Source organism: Streptomyces sp. NPDC091377, from assembly GCF_044757045.1.
GTDB lineage: Bacteria > Actinomycetota > Actinomycetes > Streptomycetales > Streptomycetaceae > Streptomyces.
The window spans coordinates 23498-40445 of record NZ_JBIVUE010000003.1; the positions used below are offsets into that span (position 1 = coordinate 23498).

The 16948-nt window shown below is 72.9% G+C and carries 18 protein-coding genes; 16 read left to right on the forward strand and 2 right to left on the reverse strand.

The features are described 5' to 3' along the window. Positions 1–7 precede the first annotated feature (7 nt). The gene (locus tag ACIQNG_RS07790; protein ID WP_401483119.1) at positions 8–1057 is read left to right on the forward strand and encodes a methyltransferase; all 1050 of its coding nucleotides are present in this window, start codon (positions 8–10) and stop codon (positions 1055–1057) included. A gap of 115 nt (positions 1058–1172) precedes the next feature. Here the strand turns inward: ACIQNG_RS07790 and ACIQNG_RS07795 are convergent, their stop codons facing one another. Next, on the reverse strand, positions 1173–2042 hold the full coding sequence (locus ACIQNG_RS07795; protein ID WP_401483121.1) for an ATP-binding protein: 870 nt from the start codon (positions 2040–2042) through the stop codon (positions 1173–1175). Between the two features lie 330 nt (positions 2043–2372). Between ACIQNG_RS07795 and ACIQNG_RS07800 the strand changes: the two genes are divergently transcribed. The 15 genes from ACIQNG_RS07800 to ACIQNG_RS07870 all read left to right on the forward strand — a co-directional run bounded on the left by ACIQNG_RS07800 (position 2373) and on the right by ACIQNG_RS07870 (position 15952). Beyond that, the gene (locus tag ACIQNG_RS07800) at positions 2373–3248 is read left to right on the forward strand and encodes a helix-turn-helix domain-containing protein (protein WP_401483123.1); all 876 of its coding nucleotides are present in this window, start codon (positions 2373–2375) and stop codon (positions 3246–3248) included. A gap of 206 nt (positions 3249–3454) precedes the next feature. Next, positions 3455–3667 (forward strand): DUF397 domain-containing protein, encoded by a 213-nt coding sequence (locus tag ACIQNG_RS07805; protein ID WP_401425144.1) that lies wholly within the window; start codon positions 3455–3457, stop codon positions 3665–3667. A gap of 84 nt (positions 3668–3751) precedes the next feature. After that, positions 3752–4567 (forward strand): SAM-dependent methyltransferase, encoded by an 816-nt coding sequence (locus ACIQNG_RS07810; protein WP_401424562.1) that lies wholly within the window; start codon positions 3752–3754, stop codon positions 4565–4567. 388 nt (positions 4568–4955) lie between these two features. After that, on the forward strand, positions 4956–6875 hold the full coding sequence (locus ACIQNG_RS07815) for an ATP-binding protein (RefSeq protein WP_401483125.1): 1920 nt from the start codon (positions 4956–4958) through the stop codon (positions 6873–6875). A 92-nt stretch (positions 6876–6967) separates the two neighbouring features. Continuing rightward, positions 6968–7399 carry a roadblock/LC7 domain-containing protein gene (locus ACIQNG_RS07820; RefSeq protein WP_401424560.1) on the forward strand — a complete coding sequence of 144 codons (432 nt, stop codon included), beginning with the start codon at positions 6968–6970 and terminating at the stop codon, positions 7397–7399. Between the two features lie 2 nt (positions 7400–7401). After that, on the forward strand, positions 7402–7773 hold the full coding sequence (locus ACIQNG_RS07825) for a DUF742 domain-containing protein (protein ID WP_401425142.1): 372 nt from the start codon (positions 7402–7404) through the stop codon (positions 7771–7773). Continuing rightward, a complete protein-coding gene (locus ACIQNG_RS07830; RefSeq protein WP_401483128.1) occupies positions 7751–8464 on the forward strand; it encodes a GTP-binding protein in 714 nt (237 codons plus the stop codon). Before ACIQNG_RS07825 ends, ACIQNG_RS07830 begins: the two co-directional genes overlap by 23 nt. Continuing rightward, positions 8461–9033 (forward strand): GAF domain-containing protein, encoded by a 573-nt coding sequence (locus ACIQNG_RS07835; RefSeq protein WP_401424558.1) that lies wholly within the window; start codon positions 8461–8463, stop codon positions 9031–9033. The genes ACIQNG_RS07830 and ACIQNG_RS07835 overlap by 4 nt, the downstream gene beginning before the upstream one ends. A gap of 162 nt (positions 9034–9195) precedes the next feature. Next, positions 9196–10224, forward strand: a complete 1029-nt coding sequence (tdh, locus tag ACIQNG_RS07840; protein ID WP_401483130.1) for an L-threonine 3-dehydrogenase — start codon at positions 9196–9198, stop codon at positions 10222–10224. A 37-nt stretch (positions 10225–10261) separates the two neighbouring features. Beyond that, a complete protein-coding gene (locus ACIQNG_RS07845; RefSeq protein WP_401483132.1) occupies positions 10262–11485 on the forward strand; it encodes a glycine C-acetyltransferase in 1224 nt (407 codons plus the stop codon). Positions 11486–11788: 303 nt separating this feature from the next. Next, positions 11789–12691 (forward strand): LysR family transcriptional regulator, encoded by a 903-nt coding sequence (locus ACIQNG_RS07850; protein ID WP_401424555.1) that lies wholly within the window; start codon positions 11789–11791, stop codon positions 12689–12691. 81 nt (positions 12692–12772) lie between these two features. Then, positions 12773–13381 (forward strand): helix-turn-helix domain-containing protein, encoded by a 609-nt coding sequence (locus ACIQNG_RS07855; RefSeq protein WP_401483134.1) that lies wholly within the window; start codon positions 12773–12775, stop codon positions 13379–13381. After that, complete coding sequence (locus tag ACIQNG_RS07860) at positions 13378–14025, forward strand: GNAT family N-acetyltransferase (RefSeq protein ID WP_401483136.1); 648 nt, start codon at positions 13378–13380, stop codon at positions 14023–14025. Before ACIQNG_RS07855 ends, ACIQNG_RS07860 begins: the two co-directional genes overlap by 4 nt. A 30-nt stretch (positions 14026–14055) precedes the next feature. Further along, entirely contained in the window at positions 14056–14415 is a 360-nt protein-coding gene (locus tag ACIQNG_RS07865) for an MmcQ/YjbR family DNA-binding protein (RefSeq protein WP_401424552.1), read from the forward strand. A 241-nt stretch (positions 14416–14656) separates the two neighbouring features. Continuing rightward, on the forward strand, positions 14657–15952 hold the full coding sequence (locus tag ACIQNG_RS07870) for an MFS transporter (protein WP_401483139.1): 1296 nt from the start codon (positions 14657–14659) through the stop codon (positions 15950–15952). Positions 15953–16001: 49 nt separating this feature from the next. Here ACIQNG_RS07870 and ACIQNG_RS07875 read toward each other — a convergent pair whose 3' ends face one another. Then, positions 16002–16931: a transketolase family protein gene (locus ACIQNG_RS07875; RefSeq protein ID WP_401483141.1), complete on the reverse strand. Its 930-nt coding sequence runs from the start codon at positions 16929–16931 to the stop codon at positions 16002–16004. Between the last annotated feature and the right edge of the window lie 17 nt (positions 16932–16948).

A 16948-nucleotide genomic window follows, 5' to 3' on the forward strand; every position in this document is an offset into this window, starting at 1 on the left:
ACCCGACATGACCTGCGACACCACCGCCACCCGCGCCGTCCTCGACCTCGTCACCGGCGCCTGGCGCACCCAGGCCGTCCACACCGCCGTCCGGCTCCGGCTGCCGGACCTGATCGCGGACGGGCACCGTGACAGCGCCGCGCTCGCCGTGGTGACCGGCGTGGCGGAGGACCGTGTCAGGCGGCTGCTGCGGCTGCTGGTCGCGCTCGGGGTGTTCGACGCCGAGGGCGAGGGCGCCGACCGCGTCCACCGGCCGACCCGCGTGAGCGAACTGCTGCGGGACCGGCCCGGCTCCCTGCGGGACATGTGCCTGCTGTACGGGGAGGAGTTCTACCAGGCGTGGGGGCAGGCCGAGCCCGCCGTGACCACGGGGACCAGCGGATTCGAGCAGACGTACGGCCGTCCGCTGGACGAACATCTGGCCGCGCATCCGGAGGTGGCGGACCGGTTCCAGCGGGTCATGCGGTCCGGTCGGCTCGTCTTCGACAGCGTGCCGACCGCCCTCCACCTGACCGGCGTCCGTACGGTCGTGGACCTCGGCGGCGGCAGCGGCCAACTGCTGGCGACCGTACTCGCCGCGGCCCCGGACGCGCGCGGCGTGCTGGTGGATCTGCCGCACACCATGCCCCTCGCCCGCGCGTATCTCGCGGAACGCGTCGGGCTCGACCGCGTCGACCTCCTCGGCCAGGACATGCTCACCGGGCCGGTGCCGCCGGGCGCGGACGTCTATCTGCTCTCACGGGTCCTCGCCGGCCATGACACCGAGGCGTGCGTACGGCTGCTGCGCCGGGTGCGCGCGGTGATGACGCCGCGGTCCCGGGTCGTCGTGCTCGACCGGGTGGCGACGGACGACCCCGCCGATGTGCTCACCCCGCTCTGGGATCTGCACCTGCTGGTGGTGAACGGCGGGCGTGAGCGCACCGACGCGGACTGCCGGGCGCTCTTCGACCGGTCGGGGCTGGCCGTGGAGCGGGTGGTGGAGCTGCCCCTGGGGCACAAGGGGCAGCTCCTGACACCGGTGGGGAAGGAGCCCGCCGGTTCAGCGGCGGAACGCTGAGGGGCCGGGTACCGGAGGGGCCGCCGCTGGAGTGCGGTGGGTCGAGTGCTCCTCCGGGCGGGGGCGGGTCGGGGTCCAGGACGGGTCGGCGGTGCGGACGGCGGGTCGACGGCGGTCAGTGCAGGGGGGTCGGAGCATGGTGTACATCCTTCGGCCGAGTGGGGGAGGGGCCGGGGGTGGTCTCGATCGGGTCCGGGGCGATGGTGTGGGGCTCGTCCGGGACTGCCTGCAGTTCGGCCCACACGATACGGCCGGGCAGGTCGGAGGGGGCGATGACGCCCCAGTCGGCGCTGAGCGCGGCGACCAGAAGCAGCCCTCGGCCGCTCTGGTCGTCCGGGGCCGACACCCGTGGGGTCGGACAGGCCACCGCGCGGTTCTGGTCCTCCACCTCGATGCGCAGCCGCCGCGCGGTGCGCTGGAGACGGCACACCACCTGCTCGCTCGCCGAGTGGGTGACCGCGTTGGTGACCAGCTCGGACGTCACGACGACCGCGTCGTCCAGGGTCTCCTGCGCGATGTCCCAGGCGCGCAGGAGGCCGTCTATGTGCCGGCGGGCCGCGCCGACCGAGGCCGGTACGGCGGGCAGACCGAAGGTGGCCGACAACCGCGCGGGGCGGCCCTCCGCCCCGGGACAGGAGGTCGGCCGGTCCTCGACGGCGCGGGTGTGCGCGGGGTGGGGCTCGGCGGGGTGCGTGCGGGTCGGGGTGGTCTCCGCCGCGTGGGTGCGGGTGGGCCGGCTGTCGGCGGTGTGGGCGCGCGTCGGGCGGGCTTCGGCGGGATACCGCTGCGGGGCGGGGTGATCCCCGGAGGCGAGCCGGTCGGGGTGCGGGTCCCCAGGGAGTTGACCGGTGGTCTCGCCTCCGGGTGGTTCGGTGGCGCGGGTGTGCTCCCGCGTGTCGTGCGGGCGTCTGCCCGCGGGTATCGCTTCGAGGAATCCGGGCTCGGGCAGGTTGTCCAGCGGGTGGGGGAGATAGGGCGAAGTCATCGCCGCGCGCCTTTCGTCTGCCATGGGCCCATGGCCGTACCAGATCAGTCGATGTGGTCCGGTCATGCGCGGGACACGGTGGTCAGTTCGTGTCCGACGACAGTGGGTCACTGTCCCGCCACCCCAACTGGGCCCCAACGTGGTGACGTTGAGTGAGCCGGAACAGTGGGTCCAATGTGTCATCCGGGAACGACCTTTCGCAACCTGCAAGTTGAAAATTGCAAATGCGCGCGTGCATCCTGATTGCGGCAGATGGTGATCGAACAGGCGGGTGGAAGTGATCGCGTGAGACGGTGGCCCTGCAACCCGGAGGCACTGAGGGGGTAAGGCGTGACCGCGGAGACCGACTGGGGTGGCGCTCCCTCCGTTCTGCGCATGATCCTGGGCCGGCAACTGGAGGAGCTGCGGGTCAAGGCGGGTCTGAGCTTCGAGCAGGCGGGCGCGGCGCTCGGGGTGAGTCACTCCACCATCCGCCGTATGGAGGCCGCGAAGGTGGCCCGGCTGCGGCTCGCGGACGCCGAGAAGCTGCTCCAGATCTACGGGGTCACGGACCAGCAGGAGATCGACACCTTCCTCAAGTCGGCCCGCGAGGCCAACAAGAGGGGCTGGTGGCACACCTACCGCGATGTCATGCCCGACTGGTTCGCCGCGTATCTCAGCCTGGAGCAGGCGGCGTTGCAGATCCGCGCCTACGAGAACCAGTTCGTGCACGGCCTGCTCCAGACCGAGCAGTACGCGCGCGCCCTGCTCGGCGCGGGCAACCCGCACGCCCCGGCCGAGGCCACGGAACGCAGGGTCGCGCTGCGGATGCGGCGCCAGGAACTGCTGACCCGGCCCGGTCCGCCGAGGCTGTGGGTGGTGATCGACGAGACCGTGCTGCGCTGGCCGGTCGGCGGGGCCGAGGTGATGCGGGCCCAGATCGACCATCTGATCGAGATGAACCGGCTGCCGCACGTGACCGTCCAGATCATGCGGTTCGCCAACGGCCCGCACCCGGCCATGCGGGCCGGCGCCTACCACATCTTCCGGTTCCGGGCGCCCGAGCTGCCCGACATCGTCTACCTCAACGGCCTGGTCGGCGCGGTCTATCTCGACAAGAGGGACGACGTCGTGGTGTACCGGGAGGCCCTGGACCGGCTGGGCGCCCAGGCGGCGCCCGTCGGCCGGACCGAGGCCCACCTCGGCGCGATTCGCAAGGAGTTGTGATGCCCCCGCACATACCCGAGCACATGCCTGGTCGCTCACCGGGTCAGATGCCTGGTCGCTCACCGGGTCAGATGTCCGGTCACGTACCGGGTCAGATGTCCGGCCACCTATCGGGTCAGATGTCCGGTCACGTACCGGGTCAGATCTCCGACCGTACGTCTGACCACAGGCCCGGCCGTGTCCCCACCTCGCCCGTGCGCAACGGGATGCCCTCCAGGGAGCTGGGTGCGAGCGGCTGGGCCAAGCCCTGGAGCGACGACGCGGGCGGTGCCTGCGTGGAGGTGATGCTGCTGGCCGACGGGCGGGTGGCGGTCCGTCAGTCCACCGATCCCGACGGCCCGGCGCTGGTGTTCACCTCGCGCGAGATGTCCCGCTTCCTGTCCGGGGTGAAGGCGGGTGACGCCGACTTCCTGCTGTGAACCCGCACGGGTCCCCCTGCCTTGTTATCGATGGACCGACGAACACGCCCCGCACCACCCGACACCCGAAGGGGAGACACGGCGTTGCCTGACAACGGATGGCCGGCCGACCGGATCGACACAGAGAACGCGCACTCCGCGCGGATCTACGACTACATCCTGGGCGGCAAGGACTACTACCCCGCCGACCAGGAGGCGGGCGACGCCATGGCCCGGGAGTGGCCCGCCCTGCCCGTCCACATGCGGGCCAACCGCGACTGGATGAACCGGGCCGTGCGCTGGCTCGCCGAGGAGGCCGGCATGCGCCAGTTCCTCGACATCGGCACCGGCATCCCCACCTCCCCGAACCTCCACGAGATCGCGCAGTCCGTGGCCCCCGAGTCCCGGGTCGTCTACGTCGACAACGACCCCATCGTCCTCACCCTCTCCCAGGGGCTGCTGGCGAGCACGCCCGAGGGCAGGACGTCGTACATCGAGGCCGACTTCCGTGATCCGGGCTCGATTCTCGACGCCCCCGAGCTGCGGGACACGCTCGACCTCGATCAGCCGGTGGCGCTCACCGTGATCGCGATCGTCCACTTCGTGCTGGACGAGGACGACGCGGTGGGGATCGTCCGACGGCTCCTGGAGCCGCTGCCCTCCGGAAGCTGTCTGGCGATGTCCATCGGCACCGCGGAATTCGCCCCCGAGGACGTGGGCCGGGTCGCCCGTGAGTACGCGGCCCGCAACATGCCGATGCGGCTGCGCACCCTGGACGAGGCGCACGAGTTCTTCGAGGGCCTCGACCTGGTCGAGCCCGGCATCGTCCAGGTCCACAAGTGGCACCCCGACGGCACGGGCGAGGAGGGCATCCGGGACGAGGACATCGCGATGTACGGGGCGGTCGCCCGCAAGCCGTGACACCTCCCGGCCCCCCGCTCGCCCCTCACTCAGGGTGATGTTCTGGGGAGTGGATCTAGGGCCGAAGTGAGCGCCGCGCGGCGCGGGACGGTCGCACCCGAGCGGTCGGCGGGGGCCGGAGAGCATCAGCCTCTCCGGCCCCCGCCGATTTACATGACCACAACTGAACAGGTCCGACCGGCTGGTTATTGATCCATGACCGTATGCCCGCCGACTTATCGGTCGTGCGTACGACGCCTCATACCAGAGCGGGACGCTCGGCGGAGGACTTTGTCAACTGCCCACCGCACATGATGCATCGGCGACTACGGTGAGTGTCCGTCGGGCGACGCGGGGCCGAACTCCTCGGTTCACCCGGCGGCCCCGACGGACCAGCACGAGGACAGTGATGTCGCACCCCAAGGCACCGGCCGCACGAGCGGACCGCCGCGAGGGCGGCCGGCACGGCCGACCGGTCGCCCGCCCCGCCCCCTCGCTGCCCGAAGCGCCGATACGCCCCCAACTCCTGCGCCTCGCCGTGCTCCCGCCCGTCGCGGTCGCCCTCGGCGCCACCGCCGCCGTGCTCTTCATCCTCCGCTCCACCGCCGTACGCCCCGGCCTCACCCTGTGGGCCGTACTCGCCGGAGCGGTCTCGGTGACCTGCGCCGCCGTCGTCATCGCCGCCGTCGCCGCCGAACGCGCCTCCCGCTGCGTCCATGAGCGGGTCGGCGCCCTGCGCCGCGGCAGCGCCCGCCGCGAGGCCGAACTGCGCACCCTGGTCGAGGCGCTGCGCCGCGGCGAACAGCCGCCCCGCCGCAAGACCCGCGGTGCGCCGCCCGCCGACGCCGACGACTTCGAACTGCTCGCCGCGGACCTGGCCCGCGTCCACGACGGTGCCGTCGCCGCCGTGGTCCAGGCCGCCCAGCTCTCCAGCCAGACCGGCAGCGAACAGAAGCTGGAGGTCTTCGTCAACCTCGCCCGCCGGCTCCAGTCCCTCGTCCACCGCGAGATCGCCATCCTGGACGAGCTGGAGAACGAACTGGAGGACCCCGACCTCCTCAAGGGCCTCTTCCACGTCGACCACCTCGCCACCCGGATCCGCCGCCACGCCGAGAACCTCGCCGTCCTCGGCGGCGCCGTCTCCCGCCGCCAGTGGAGCAACCCGGTCCCCATGACCGAGGTGCTGCGCTCCGCCATCGCCGAGGTCGAGCAGTACTCCCGGGTCAAACTGGTGCCGCCGATCGACGGCACCCTGCGCGGCCACGCCGTCGCCGACGTCATCCATCTGCTCGCCGAACTCGTCGAGAACGCCACCGTGTTCTCCGCCCCGCACACCCAGGTGCTGCTCCGGGCCACCCTGGTCACCTCCGGCCTCGCGGTCGAGGTCGAGGACCGCGGACTCGGCATGCCCGTCGGCGAACAGAGCAGGATGAACGACCTGCTCGCCGACCCCGACCAGGTCAATGTCGCCAGCCTGCTGGCCGACGGCCGCATCGGCCTGTACGTCGTCTCCCAACTCGCCCGCCGCCACGGCATCACCGTGCGCCTCCAGACCAATATCTACGGCGGTGTCCAGGCCGTCCTCGTCGTCCCCGAGGCCCTCCTGGGCGCGGCGGCGGGCGGCACCCCGCACCCGGCGACGGCCGACCCGCGCGGGACGGACGTACGGCACGAGACGGCCGTAGGACCGAGGGCGGCCGTAGGGCCGTCGGGGGCGGCTGTACGGCCGGGGGCGGCCGTGGGGCCTCAGGCCGCAGGGCCTCAGGCCGTGGGGCCGACGCCGCCCGGCCCCTACGCCCCCCAACCCCGGCCCGAGCGACCCGCCCCCACACCCGTATCCGCACCCCGCCCCGGCCCCGCCCCCGCCCCGCACATCGAGCACAACCACCACAGCGGCGCTCTCCCGGGGGCCGACCTCGCGCCCCTGCCGGTGCGCGGCGCGCACGAGGAGCGGGCCAACCCGGCCGCGGCCGTGCCCGGGATCCGCCCCGACGACCGGGCCCTCCTGGAGGAGAGCACGACCACCCGGCTCACCCCGCGCGCCGGAGCCGTACGCGGCACCATGGAGCGGCCCCGGCTGCCCCGCCGCCGCGCCCAGCAGCACCTCGCCCCCCAACTCCTCGAACGGCCCGCCACCCGCCCGGACGACGCGTCCGACGCCGGACACGACCCCGACCTGATGGCGGCCTACCGGCGCGGCGTCAGCCTCGCCGAGGCCCAGCACAGCGCCGGAGCCGACCAGGCCCAGCCGCTGTCCATGACGCTCGCCCCGCCGGACCGGCTCCACGACCCCACCCCGCGGCACGACGGGAGCGCTCCCGCCGGATGAGCCGTACCGCCTCCACCCCGACCCTCACCCTCACCCCCGCCCCCGTCCCCACCGCTCCCGCGGACCTTCGTACCCCAAGGAGTAGATCCACCATGGCGAGCGAAGCGCAGACCGCCCAGGTGTCCGACCTCGACTGGCTGATGAGCGGCCTCGTGCAGCGCGTACCGCACACCAACAGCGCGGTCCTGCTCTCCAGCGACGGACTCGTGAAGTCCGTCCACGGCCTCGACCCCGACAGCGCCGACCACATGGCCGCCCTCGCCTCCGGCCTGTACTCCCTCGGCCGCAGCGCGGGCGTCCGCTTCGGCGCGGGCGGCGACGTACGCCAGGTCGTGGTCGAACTCGACTCGGCGCTGCTGTTCGTCACCACCGCCGGATCGGGCACCTGCCTCGCCGTGCTCGCCGGACGCGAGGCCGACGCCGCGGTGCTCGGCTACGAGATGGCCATGCTCGTCAAGAGCGTCCGCCCCTATCTGGTGACCGCGCCCCGGCAGCACGCCGTCGAACCGACGGGGATGCCTTGAGCGTGGCGGCGGCCGGCGACGGGCCCTGGCTCGACGACGCGGCCGGACGGCTCGTACGGCCCTTCACCGTCAGCGACGGCCGCACCCGTCCCACCGTCGCACTGGACCTGATGTCGCAGGTGATGGCCACCGGGGCGACCCCCCTCGGCTATCTCGGCCCGGAGCACACCGAGGCACTCGACCTGTGCCGCGCCCCCGTCCCGGTCGCCGAGGTGGCGGCCCACCTGAAGCTGCCGGCGGCGGTCACCAAGGTGCTGCTCTCCGACCTCCTCGACTGCGGGGCGCTCACCACCAAGCCCCCCGTGTTCCACCACCACCCCACTGACCGGGCCCTTCTGGAGGCAGTGCTCGATGGACTACGACGACAGCTATGACCACGACTCCCACGACTCCCGCACCCCCCACGACCCTCACCACCCTCGTCACCCTCACGACCCCCACCCCTCCCACGACGCCCACGGACGGGAGGACCCACGGGGCCGAGACCCGTTCCCCACCGCGCTGAAGATCCTTGTCGCGGGCGGCTTCGGCGTCGGCAAGACCACCTTCGTCGGCGCGGTCAGCGAGATCGCCCCGCTCAGCACCGAGGAACTCCTCACCACCGTCAGCGCCGCCACCGACAGCCTCGACGGCATCGAACACAAGGTCGAGACGACCGTCGCCATGGACTTCGGCCGGATCACCCTGGACCCCGAACACGTCCTGTACCTGTTCGGCACCCCCGGCCAGCAGCGCTTCTGGTTCATGTGGGACGAACTGTCCGAGGGCGCCCTCGGCGCGGTCATCCTCGCCGACACCCGACGCCTCGCCGAGTGCTTCGCCGCCGTCGACTTCTTCGAGGAACGCGGCCTCGGATTCGTCATCGCCGTCAACGAGTTCGACGGCTCCTACCGCTACGACGCCGAGGAGGTGCGCGCCGCCCTCGATCTGGACCCCAGGATCCCCATCGTCCCCTGCGACGCCCGGATCTCCGCCTCCGGAGTGCAGACCCTGCTCACCCTGGTCCGCCATCTGATCGAACACGCCCCGGCCGACGCGACCAGCGGCGGGAGGACCGGCCGATGAGCTACGACCCGCCGCGCCCGGCCGGTCGACTGCTGCTCACCCCCGAGGACGAGGAGGCCCCCGCCCGCACCCGCCGACTGCGCGTCCTGGGCGTCGGCGAACGCCCCGAACCGGCCCTCGACGCCTTCGCGGCCCGCCTCGCCGGACACACCGGGGCACCGTACGCCATGGTCAACTTCCCCGCCGAACACGGGCAGTTCTTCGCCGGACTGCACACCGCGGATCCCGTCCCGGTGGTCAGGGACGACGGCAGCCGCCCCGAGGTCGGCCGGTTCCTGCCGCGCGACCACGGCTACTGCCCCCATGTGGTGGCCCGCCGCCGGGCCCTGGCGCTGCACGACGTGTCCGACTTCCCGCGGTTCGCGGGCAACCCCGTGGTGGACGAGTTCGGCGTCCGCTCCTATCTCGGCGCACCGCTCATCGACACCTCCGGCATGGTGCTGGGCACCGTCTCCGTCTCCGACGTCACCCCGCGCCCCTGGGGCAAGCCCGGCCTGGAGACCATCAAGGCCGCCGCCGCGGAACTCGTCGTACGGATCGAGGACCGGATGCGCGGCGAGTGGCCATGAGGCGCCGGGGTGTGAAGGAAAGCTGCGGCGGCGTTTAAGAAATCCTCGATGGACCCGGGGCCGGGCCGTACGGCAGATTTCAGTGCGATTCCCCCGCTCTCCCCGCCCGCGGGCCCCTTCGGCATGCCCGGGAGCCGGGACCCGAACCCCTGGAGCCCTCCCGTGAAGGCGCTGGTCAAGGAGAAGGCCGAGCCCGGTCTGTGGCTCGTGGACGTGCCCGAGCCCGCCGTGGGACCCGGCGACGTCCTCATCAAGGTGCTGCGCACCGGTATCTGCGGCACCGATCTGCACATCCGCGCCTGGGACGGCTGGGCCCGGCAGACGATCAGCGCCCCGCTCGTGGTCGGGCACGAGTTCGTCGGAGAGGTCGTGGGGACCGGCCGGGACGTCACCGACATCGCCGTGGGCGACCGGGTCAGCGGCGAGGGCCACCTGGTGTGCGGCAAGTGCCGCAACTGTCTGGCCGGGCGCCGCCATCTGTGCCGGGCCACCGTCGGCCTCGGGGTCGGCCGCGACGGCGCCTTCGCCGAGTATGTGACGCTGCCCGCGAGCAATGTGTGGGTGCACCGGGTGCCGGTCGACCTCGACATCGCCGCGATCTTCGACCCGTTCGGCAACGCCGTGCACACCGCGCTGTCCTTCCCGCTGGTCGGTGAGGACGTCCTGATCACCGGCGCCGGACCGATCGGTCTGATGGCCGCCGCCGTCGCCCGGCACGCGGGCGCCCGGCACATCCTGATCACCGACGTCAGCGAGGAGCGGCTCGACCTCGCCCGCAAGATAGGGGTGAGCCTGGCCCTCGATGTCACACGGGGGTCCATCGCCGACGGCCAGCGCACGCTCGGCCTGCGCGAGGGCTTCGACATCGGCCTGGAGATGTCCGGCCGCCCCGAGGCGCTGCGCGACATGCTCGCCAACATGACCCACGGCGGCCGGATCGCCATGCTCGGACTGCCCGCCGAGGAGTTCCCCGTCGACTGGGCCCGGATCGTCACCTCGATGATCACCATCAAGGGGATCTACGGCCGGGAGATGTTCGAGACCTGGTACGCCATGTCCGTCCTGCTCGAAGGCGGCCTGGACCTCGCCCCCGTCATCACCGGCCGCTACAGCCACCGCGACTTCGAGGCGGCGTTCGCCGACGCCGCCAGCGGCAAGGGCGGCAAGATCATTCTGGACTGGACCGCGTAAGCGCGAGCCACTCGCCCATCTCCCCTAGGAGCCCTCGATGTTCGACTCCGTGCGCGACGACCTGCGCGCCACCCTGGACGAGATCCGCGCCGCCGGACTGCACAAGCCCGAGCGGGTGATCGGCACCCCGCAGTCCGCGACCGTCACGGTCACCGCGGGCGGACGCCCCGGCGAGGTCCTCAACTTCTGTGCCAACAACTACCTCGGTCTCTCCGACCACCCCGAGGTGGTCGCCGCCGCCCACGAGGCACTGGACCGCTGGGGCTACGGCATGGCCTCGGTCCGCTTCATCTGCGGCACCCAGGAGGTGCACAAGGAACTGGAGGCCCGCCTCTCGGCCTTCCTCGGCCAGGAGGACACGATCCTCTACTCCTCCTGCTTCGACGCCAACGGCGGAGTCTTCGAGACCCTGCTCGGCCCCGAGGACGCGGTGATCTCCGACGCCCTCAACCACGCCTCGATCATCGACGGCATCCGGCTCTCCAAGGCCCGCCGCCTCCGCTACGCCAACCGCGACATGACAGAGCTGGAGGCCCGCCTGAAGGAGGCCACCGCCGAGGGCGCCCGGCGCAAGCTGATCGTCACCGACGGCGTGTTCTCCATGGACGGCTACGTCGCACCCCTGAAGGACATCTGCGACCTCGCCGACCGCTACGACGCCATGGTCATGGTCGACGACTCGCACGCCGTCGGCTTCGTCGGCCCCGGCGGGCGCGGCACCCCCGAACTGCACGGGGTGATGGACCGCGTCGACCTCGTCACCGGCACCCTCGGCAAGGCGCTCGGCGGCGCCTCCGGCGGCTATGTCGCCGCCCGCGCCGAGATCGTCGCCCTGCTGCGCCAGCGCTCCCGCCCGTACCTGTTCTCGAACACCCTGGCCCCGGTGATCGCCGCCGCCTCCCTCAAGGTCATCGACCTGCTGGAGACCGCCGACGACCAGCGGGTCCGGCTCGCCGAGAACACCGCGCGGTTCCGGAGCCGGATGACCGCCGAGGGCTTCGACATCCTCCCCGGGGACCACGCCATCGCCCCCGTGATGATCGGCGACGCGGCGCGGGCGGGCCGGATGGCCGAGCTGCTGCTGGAGCGCGGGGTGTACGTGATCGGCTTCTCCTTCCCGGTCGTCCCGCAGGGCCAGGCCCGGATCCGGGTACAGCTGTCCGCCGCGCACTCCACGCGGGACGTGGACCGGGCGGTGGACGCGTTCGTCGCGGCGCGGGCGGAGCTGGAGGGGGAGGCGGAGGCCGAGGGGGCGGGGTGAGGCGCCGGGGCCGGTCCGGGGGGTGTACGGGTCGGTCGGCGTCCGGTCGGGCCGGGCCGGGGTCGGTCCTGGTCGGTTCGGTTCGGTCGGGCTTTGTCCGGGGACTGTACGGGCGGTCCGCGTCCTGGCGGGTTGGTCCGGGGCCGGTCCGGGGACTGTCCTGTCGGGGTGGTCCAGGGCTGGTCCGGGGATCGTCCTGTCGGGTCGGTCCGGGGCTGGTCACGGTCGGGTCGGTCCGGGGCCGGTCTTCGGGGCGTGTGGGGTTTCCGGGGCTCGGGCGGGCGACCTGAGACAATCGGCAGCATGATCGAGGCACGGCGGCTCCACATCCTCCGCGCGGTGGCCGACCACCGCACCGTGACGGCGGCGGCCGCCGCGCTCTACCTCACCCCCTCGGCCGTCTCCCAGCAGCTCACGGCACTGGAGCAGGAGACCGGGCACCGACTCGTCGACCGGGGCGCCAAGGGCGTCCGGCTCACCCCGGCCGGCGAGATCCTGCTCGGCCACACCAACGCGGTCCTCGCCCAGTTGGAGCGGGCGGAGGCCGAGCTGGCGGCCTACAGCTCGGGTGCCGCGGGCACGGTCACCGTCGCCTCCTTCGCGACCGGTATCGCGCTCGTCGTCGCCCCGGCCGTGGCCCGCCTCGCCGGGACCGCGCCCGGTATCCGCATCCGGGTCCTGGACGCCGAGGGGGACGCCAGTCTGCCGATGGTGCTCGACCGGCAGGTGGAGGTGGCGGTCGCCGTCGAGTACCGGGGGGCACCGCCCGCCGACGATCCCCGCCTCGCCCATGTGCCGCTGTACGCGGAGCCGTTCGACGCGGTGGTGCCGGTCACCCACCGGCTCGCCCACGCCGAAGTGGTGCCGCTCGCCGAACTGGCCAAGGACCCGTGGATCGGCCCGTACCCCGGCAATCCCTGCCACGACGTGGTGGTCCTCGCCTGCGAGAGCGCCGGGTTCCAGCCCCGCCTCGATCACTCCTCGGACGACTTCCGCGCGGTCGTGGCGCTGGCGTCGGCCGACGTCGGGGTGGCCCTCGTGCCGCGCTCGGCGCTGCGCGGCATGGACCTGACCGGCGTGGTGGTCCGCCCGGTCGACGGGGTCGCCCCGACCCGCCGGGTCTTCGCGGCCGTACGCCGGGGCGGCGAGGAGCATCCGCTGATCCACCCGGTGCTGGCGGCACTGGGCGAGGCGGCACCGGTCTGACCTGCGGCGGGACGCCTGCCGTACGACAGATGTGAGGCTTCCGTAACAGGGCTGTCTCATATCAGGGATACCGTCCCGAATATGAGACGCGATGCAGACGGGCCGGATCCCGCAGCCGCCGGAACCCGTGCCATGGAGACCGCGGACGCCAGACTGGCCGCGCGGCTGGGCGAGTTGCGGGCCGAGCAGGGCTGGTCGCTGGGTGAGCTGGCCGACCGCAGCGGGGTGAGCCGTTCGACGCTCTCGCGGGCCGAGCGCGCCGAGATCAGTCCGACGGCGGCCACACTGAACCGACTGTGCCATGTCTACGGCCGGACCATGTCCCGACTCCTCAGCGAGGTGGAGGCCGAACCCGCCGCCGTGCTGAGGACCGCCGACCAGCCCGTGTGGAAGGACCGCGCCTCCGGTTTCGTACGGCGGTCCGTGTCACCGCCGCATCCCGGGCTGCGCGGGGAACTCGTGGAGGGCCGTCTCGCGGCCGGCGCCGACCTCGTCTACGACCGGCCGCCCGTGCCCGGCCTGGAACAGCACATCTGGGTGCTGGAGGGCAGGCTGGCGGTGACCGCGCGGGACGTCGAGCACCTGCTGGAGCCGGGGGACTGCCTGCGGCTGCGGGTGTGGGGGCCGACCCGCTTCAGGTGCGCCGGGCCGCGGGAGACGCGGTACGCGCTGGCGGTGGTGCTGCCATGACGATCGCCCGCGTGGACGCGGTCCGGCTCACCTCCCTGGCCGAGGAGTTGGCCGACCTGCTGGTGGACACGGTGGACGACGGAGCCTCCGTCGGCTTCCTCGGCCCGCTCGACCGTACGGCGGCGATCGCCTGGTGGAAAGCGTGGGCGGACGGGGTCGCCGAGGGGCGGCTCGCGGTGTGGGTGGCACGGGAGCAGCGGCCGGTCGCCAAGGAGGCGGGGCGGGAGGCGCCGCCGTCCGCGCAGGGTGCGGACCCGGAGGTGCCGCCGGTCGGGACCGCGGGGTCGGGGACGCTGCCCGTGGAGGGGGCCGGGCGGGTCGTCGGCACGGTGAGTCTCGCCTTCCCGGACAAGCCCAACAGCCGCCACCGCGCCGAACTGGTCAAGCTGATGGTGCACCGGGCGGCCCGCGGACAGGGCCTCGGCCGCCGGCTGCTGGCCACCGCCGAGCGGACCGCGGCGGCGAGCGGCATCACACTGCTGCACCTGGACACCGAGACCGACAGTGGCGCCGAACGCCTCTACGCGGCCGAGGGCTGGACCCGCGTCGGGGCGATCCCGAACTACGCGGCCGACCCGCACGGCGTGCCGCGGCCCACGTCGATCTACTTCAAACGGATCGGGGCGACCCCGCTCACCAGGTGATTGTCAGAGGCACCGGTTACCGTGCCTGGCATGCCGGATGCCGAAGACGTACGCCGAATCGCCCTGTCGCTGCCGGAGACGACGGAGAAGATCGCCTGGAGCATGCCCACGTTCCGGGTCGCTGGGAAGATGTTCGCCACGCTGCCCGAGGAAGAGACCTCCATCGCCGTGCGCTGCCCCAAGGAGGAGCGCGACGAACTGGTGCTGGCCGAGCCGGAGAAGTTCTGGATCGCCGGTCACGAGGCACAGTTCGCCTGGGTGCGCGCCCGGTTGGCGGCCCTGGACAACGAGGACGAGTTGCGCGACATCCTCGCCGACTCCTGGCGGCAGGCCGCGCCGCCCCGACTGCTGGACGCCCACCCGGAATTGGGCCTGCCCGCCCCGGGATGAAACCCGGGGGCCGTTGTCAGTGCTCCGTGGCATGATCCGGAGACAGGGGTGGAGCCGTGGCGGAGGGGCCGCGGTTCCCGTCGTCGTTCCGGGGAACGACGGCGGAGACCCGCGGGGATGCGGCCGGGAGGATCCGCGGGAAGTCGGCAGGGGAAGGGGAGCACACGCCATGTCCGGGAAGCCAACACCGCCACCGCCACCACCGCCGCCGTCATCACCGCCACCGTCGCCGTCGCCGGGAGTGGGACCGAAGGACGCGCGGGCCACGCCCGGCCTCTGGTCGAGGAACTTCGGACTGTTCTTCGTCGCCCGCGCGGTCGCCCGGCTCGGCGACACCATGCTGCCGGTGGCGATCGCCGCCGGACTGCTCCAGCACGGGTACGGGGCGGGCGCGGTCGGCCTGGCCATGGCCTCGACGGTCGCCTCCTTCGCCGGACTCGTCATCTTCGGCGGGGTGATCGCCGACCGCTTCGGCACCCGCGGACTGATGATCGGCGCCGATCTGGTGCGCCTCGTCACCCAGGTGCTCACCGCCGTCCTCTTCTTCTCCGGGCGGGTGGTGCTCTGGGAGATCTGTGTGATCGGCCTGGTCAACGGCGCGGCGGGCGCCGTCTTCCAGCCCGGCGTGGCCAGTACGGTGCAGCGCCTGGCGACCGACGCCCAGGGCGCCAACGGCGCGATACGCGTCGCCGAGTCCGCAGCCCAGCTCGGCGGGCCCGCCGCCGCGGGTGTCATGGTCGGACTCACCTCACCCGGCGGGGTCTTCGTCGCCCACGCCGCCACCTACGCGATCAGCGCGGTGTGTCTGCTGCTGCTCCGGCTCCCCGCGCAGCCCCCCGGCGAGCGGGCCCGGGCGAGAGCCGTGAGCACCTTCCGGGCCGATCTGGTGGAGGGCTGGCGGGAGTTCCGTTCACGCACCTGGCTCTGGAGCGTGATCGCGATCTGGTGCGTCTACATGATCGCGGTCTGGGGCCCGATCACCCCACTGGTGGCGACCGAGGTGGTGGGCGAGCACGGCCCGGGCGCGTACGGACTGGTCAACTCCGCGCTCGGCGCGGGAACGGTCGTGGGGGGCCTGCTCGCCCTGCGGCTGCGGCCCCGCCGGATGCTGCGCGCGGGCGGGATCGGCATGCTGCTGGGCTTCGCCGGGTTCCCCGCGACCGTCGGACTGGGTCTGGGCGTACCCGCCATGGCGGCGGGCGCGGCGGTGGCCGGGGCGGGCATGGCCTTCTGGGGTGTGATGTGGGCGACCAGCGTCCAGACCCAGGTCCCGCCCGACGTCCTGAACCGCATCCACGCCTACGACGTCGCGGGTTCCCTCGCCATGATGCCCGTCGGCCAGGCGCTGGCCGGTCCGGCCGCCGCCGCGCTGGGCGCCGAAGGGGTGCTGATGGTGGCCGCGGTGACCAGCGTCTTCGTCTTCGCCGCACTGCTCGCGGTACCGGCGATCCGCAATCTGGTCCGGGTCGACGCGACCCCGCTCGGCGGCAGCGCGGCGGCGGCGATACAGGGAGAGCGGGACCGCCAGACGAGCTGACGCACGGGCCCACCCCCGCCCGCCCGCTGCCGGCCCCGCCCCGCCCGGCTCACACGTCGACCGGTACCCGGGCCCCGGACAGGAAGGCGCTGATCGATCCCCGCAGCGATCCGGCGTCCAGTCCGTGCGCCGCGATGTGCTCCTCGACCGTGCCGTAGCGGCGCAGCTCACGGCGGCCGACCCCCAGGCCGAGGACACGGTGCGGGAGGTCGGAGAGGGCGTCGTTCGCGGCGCCGGTGGAGGTGCCCGCGAGGTACGGCTCGACCAGCGCGACATCGGTGCCCGCCCGCTCGGTGGCGGCGCGCAGACCGGCCGTGTCGAAGGGCCGTACGGTCGTGGCGTAGAGGACGGTGACGTCCAGGCCCTCGGTCGCGGCGAGCACGGCGTCCAGGGTGGTCCCGACGGCGACGACCACGCCGGAGCGGCCCTCGCGCACGGTGAGGAAGCGGGAGCCGTCGACCGGCAGCGGCCGGGCGTTCGACTGGTCGGACAGCCGGACGTACACCTTGTCGTCGCCCGCGGCGACGGCGTGCCGCAGCAGGGTCTCGGCCTCGTCCGGGTGGCCCGGCACCTGGACGGCCCAGCCGTCGAGCGTGTCCAGCAGGGCCACGTCACCGGGGGACATATGGGTGAAGCCGCCGGAGGGCCAGTCGAAGGACGCGGCGGCGCTCACCAGCACCGCGCCGGCCTCCTGGTGCCCGAGATCCAGCTTGACCTGCTCGAAGGGCCGCTCCACGAGAAAGCTGGCGAAGGTGTGGATGACCGGCCGCATCCCGGTCAGCGCCAGGCCGGCCCCGGCCCCGATCAGCAACTGCTCGCGGATGCCGACGTTGATCACGCGGAGGGGATGTCGGCGCTGTGCCTCTTCGAACTGGGCCACACCGATCTCGGCGAGGACGACCGCGACGAGCGGGTCCTCGTCCAGCAGCTTCGTCATCGTGGGGGCGAAACGGCTGCGCATGGTGTCCGTGGTGTCCATGGTGTGACGTGCCTTCC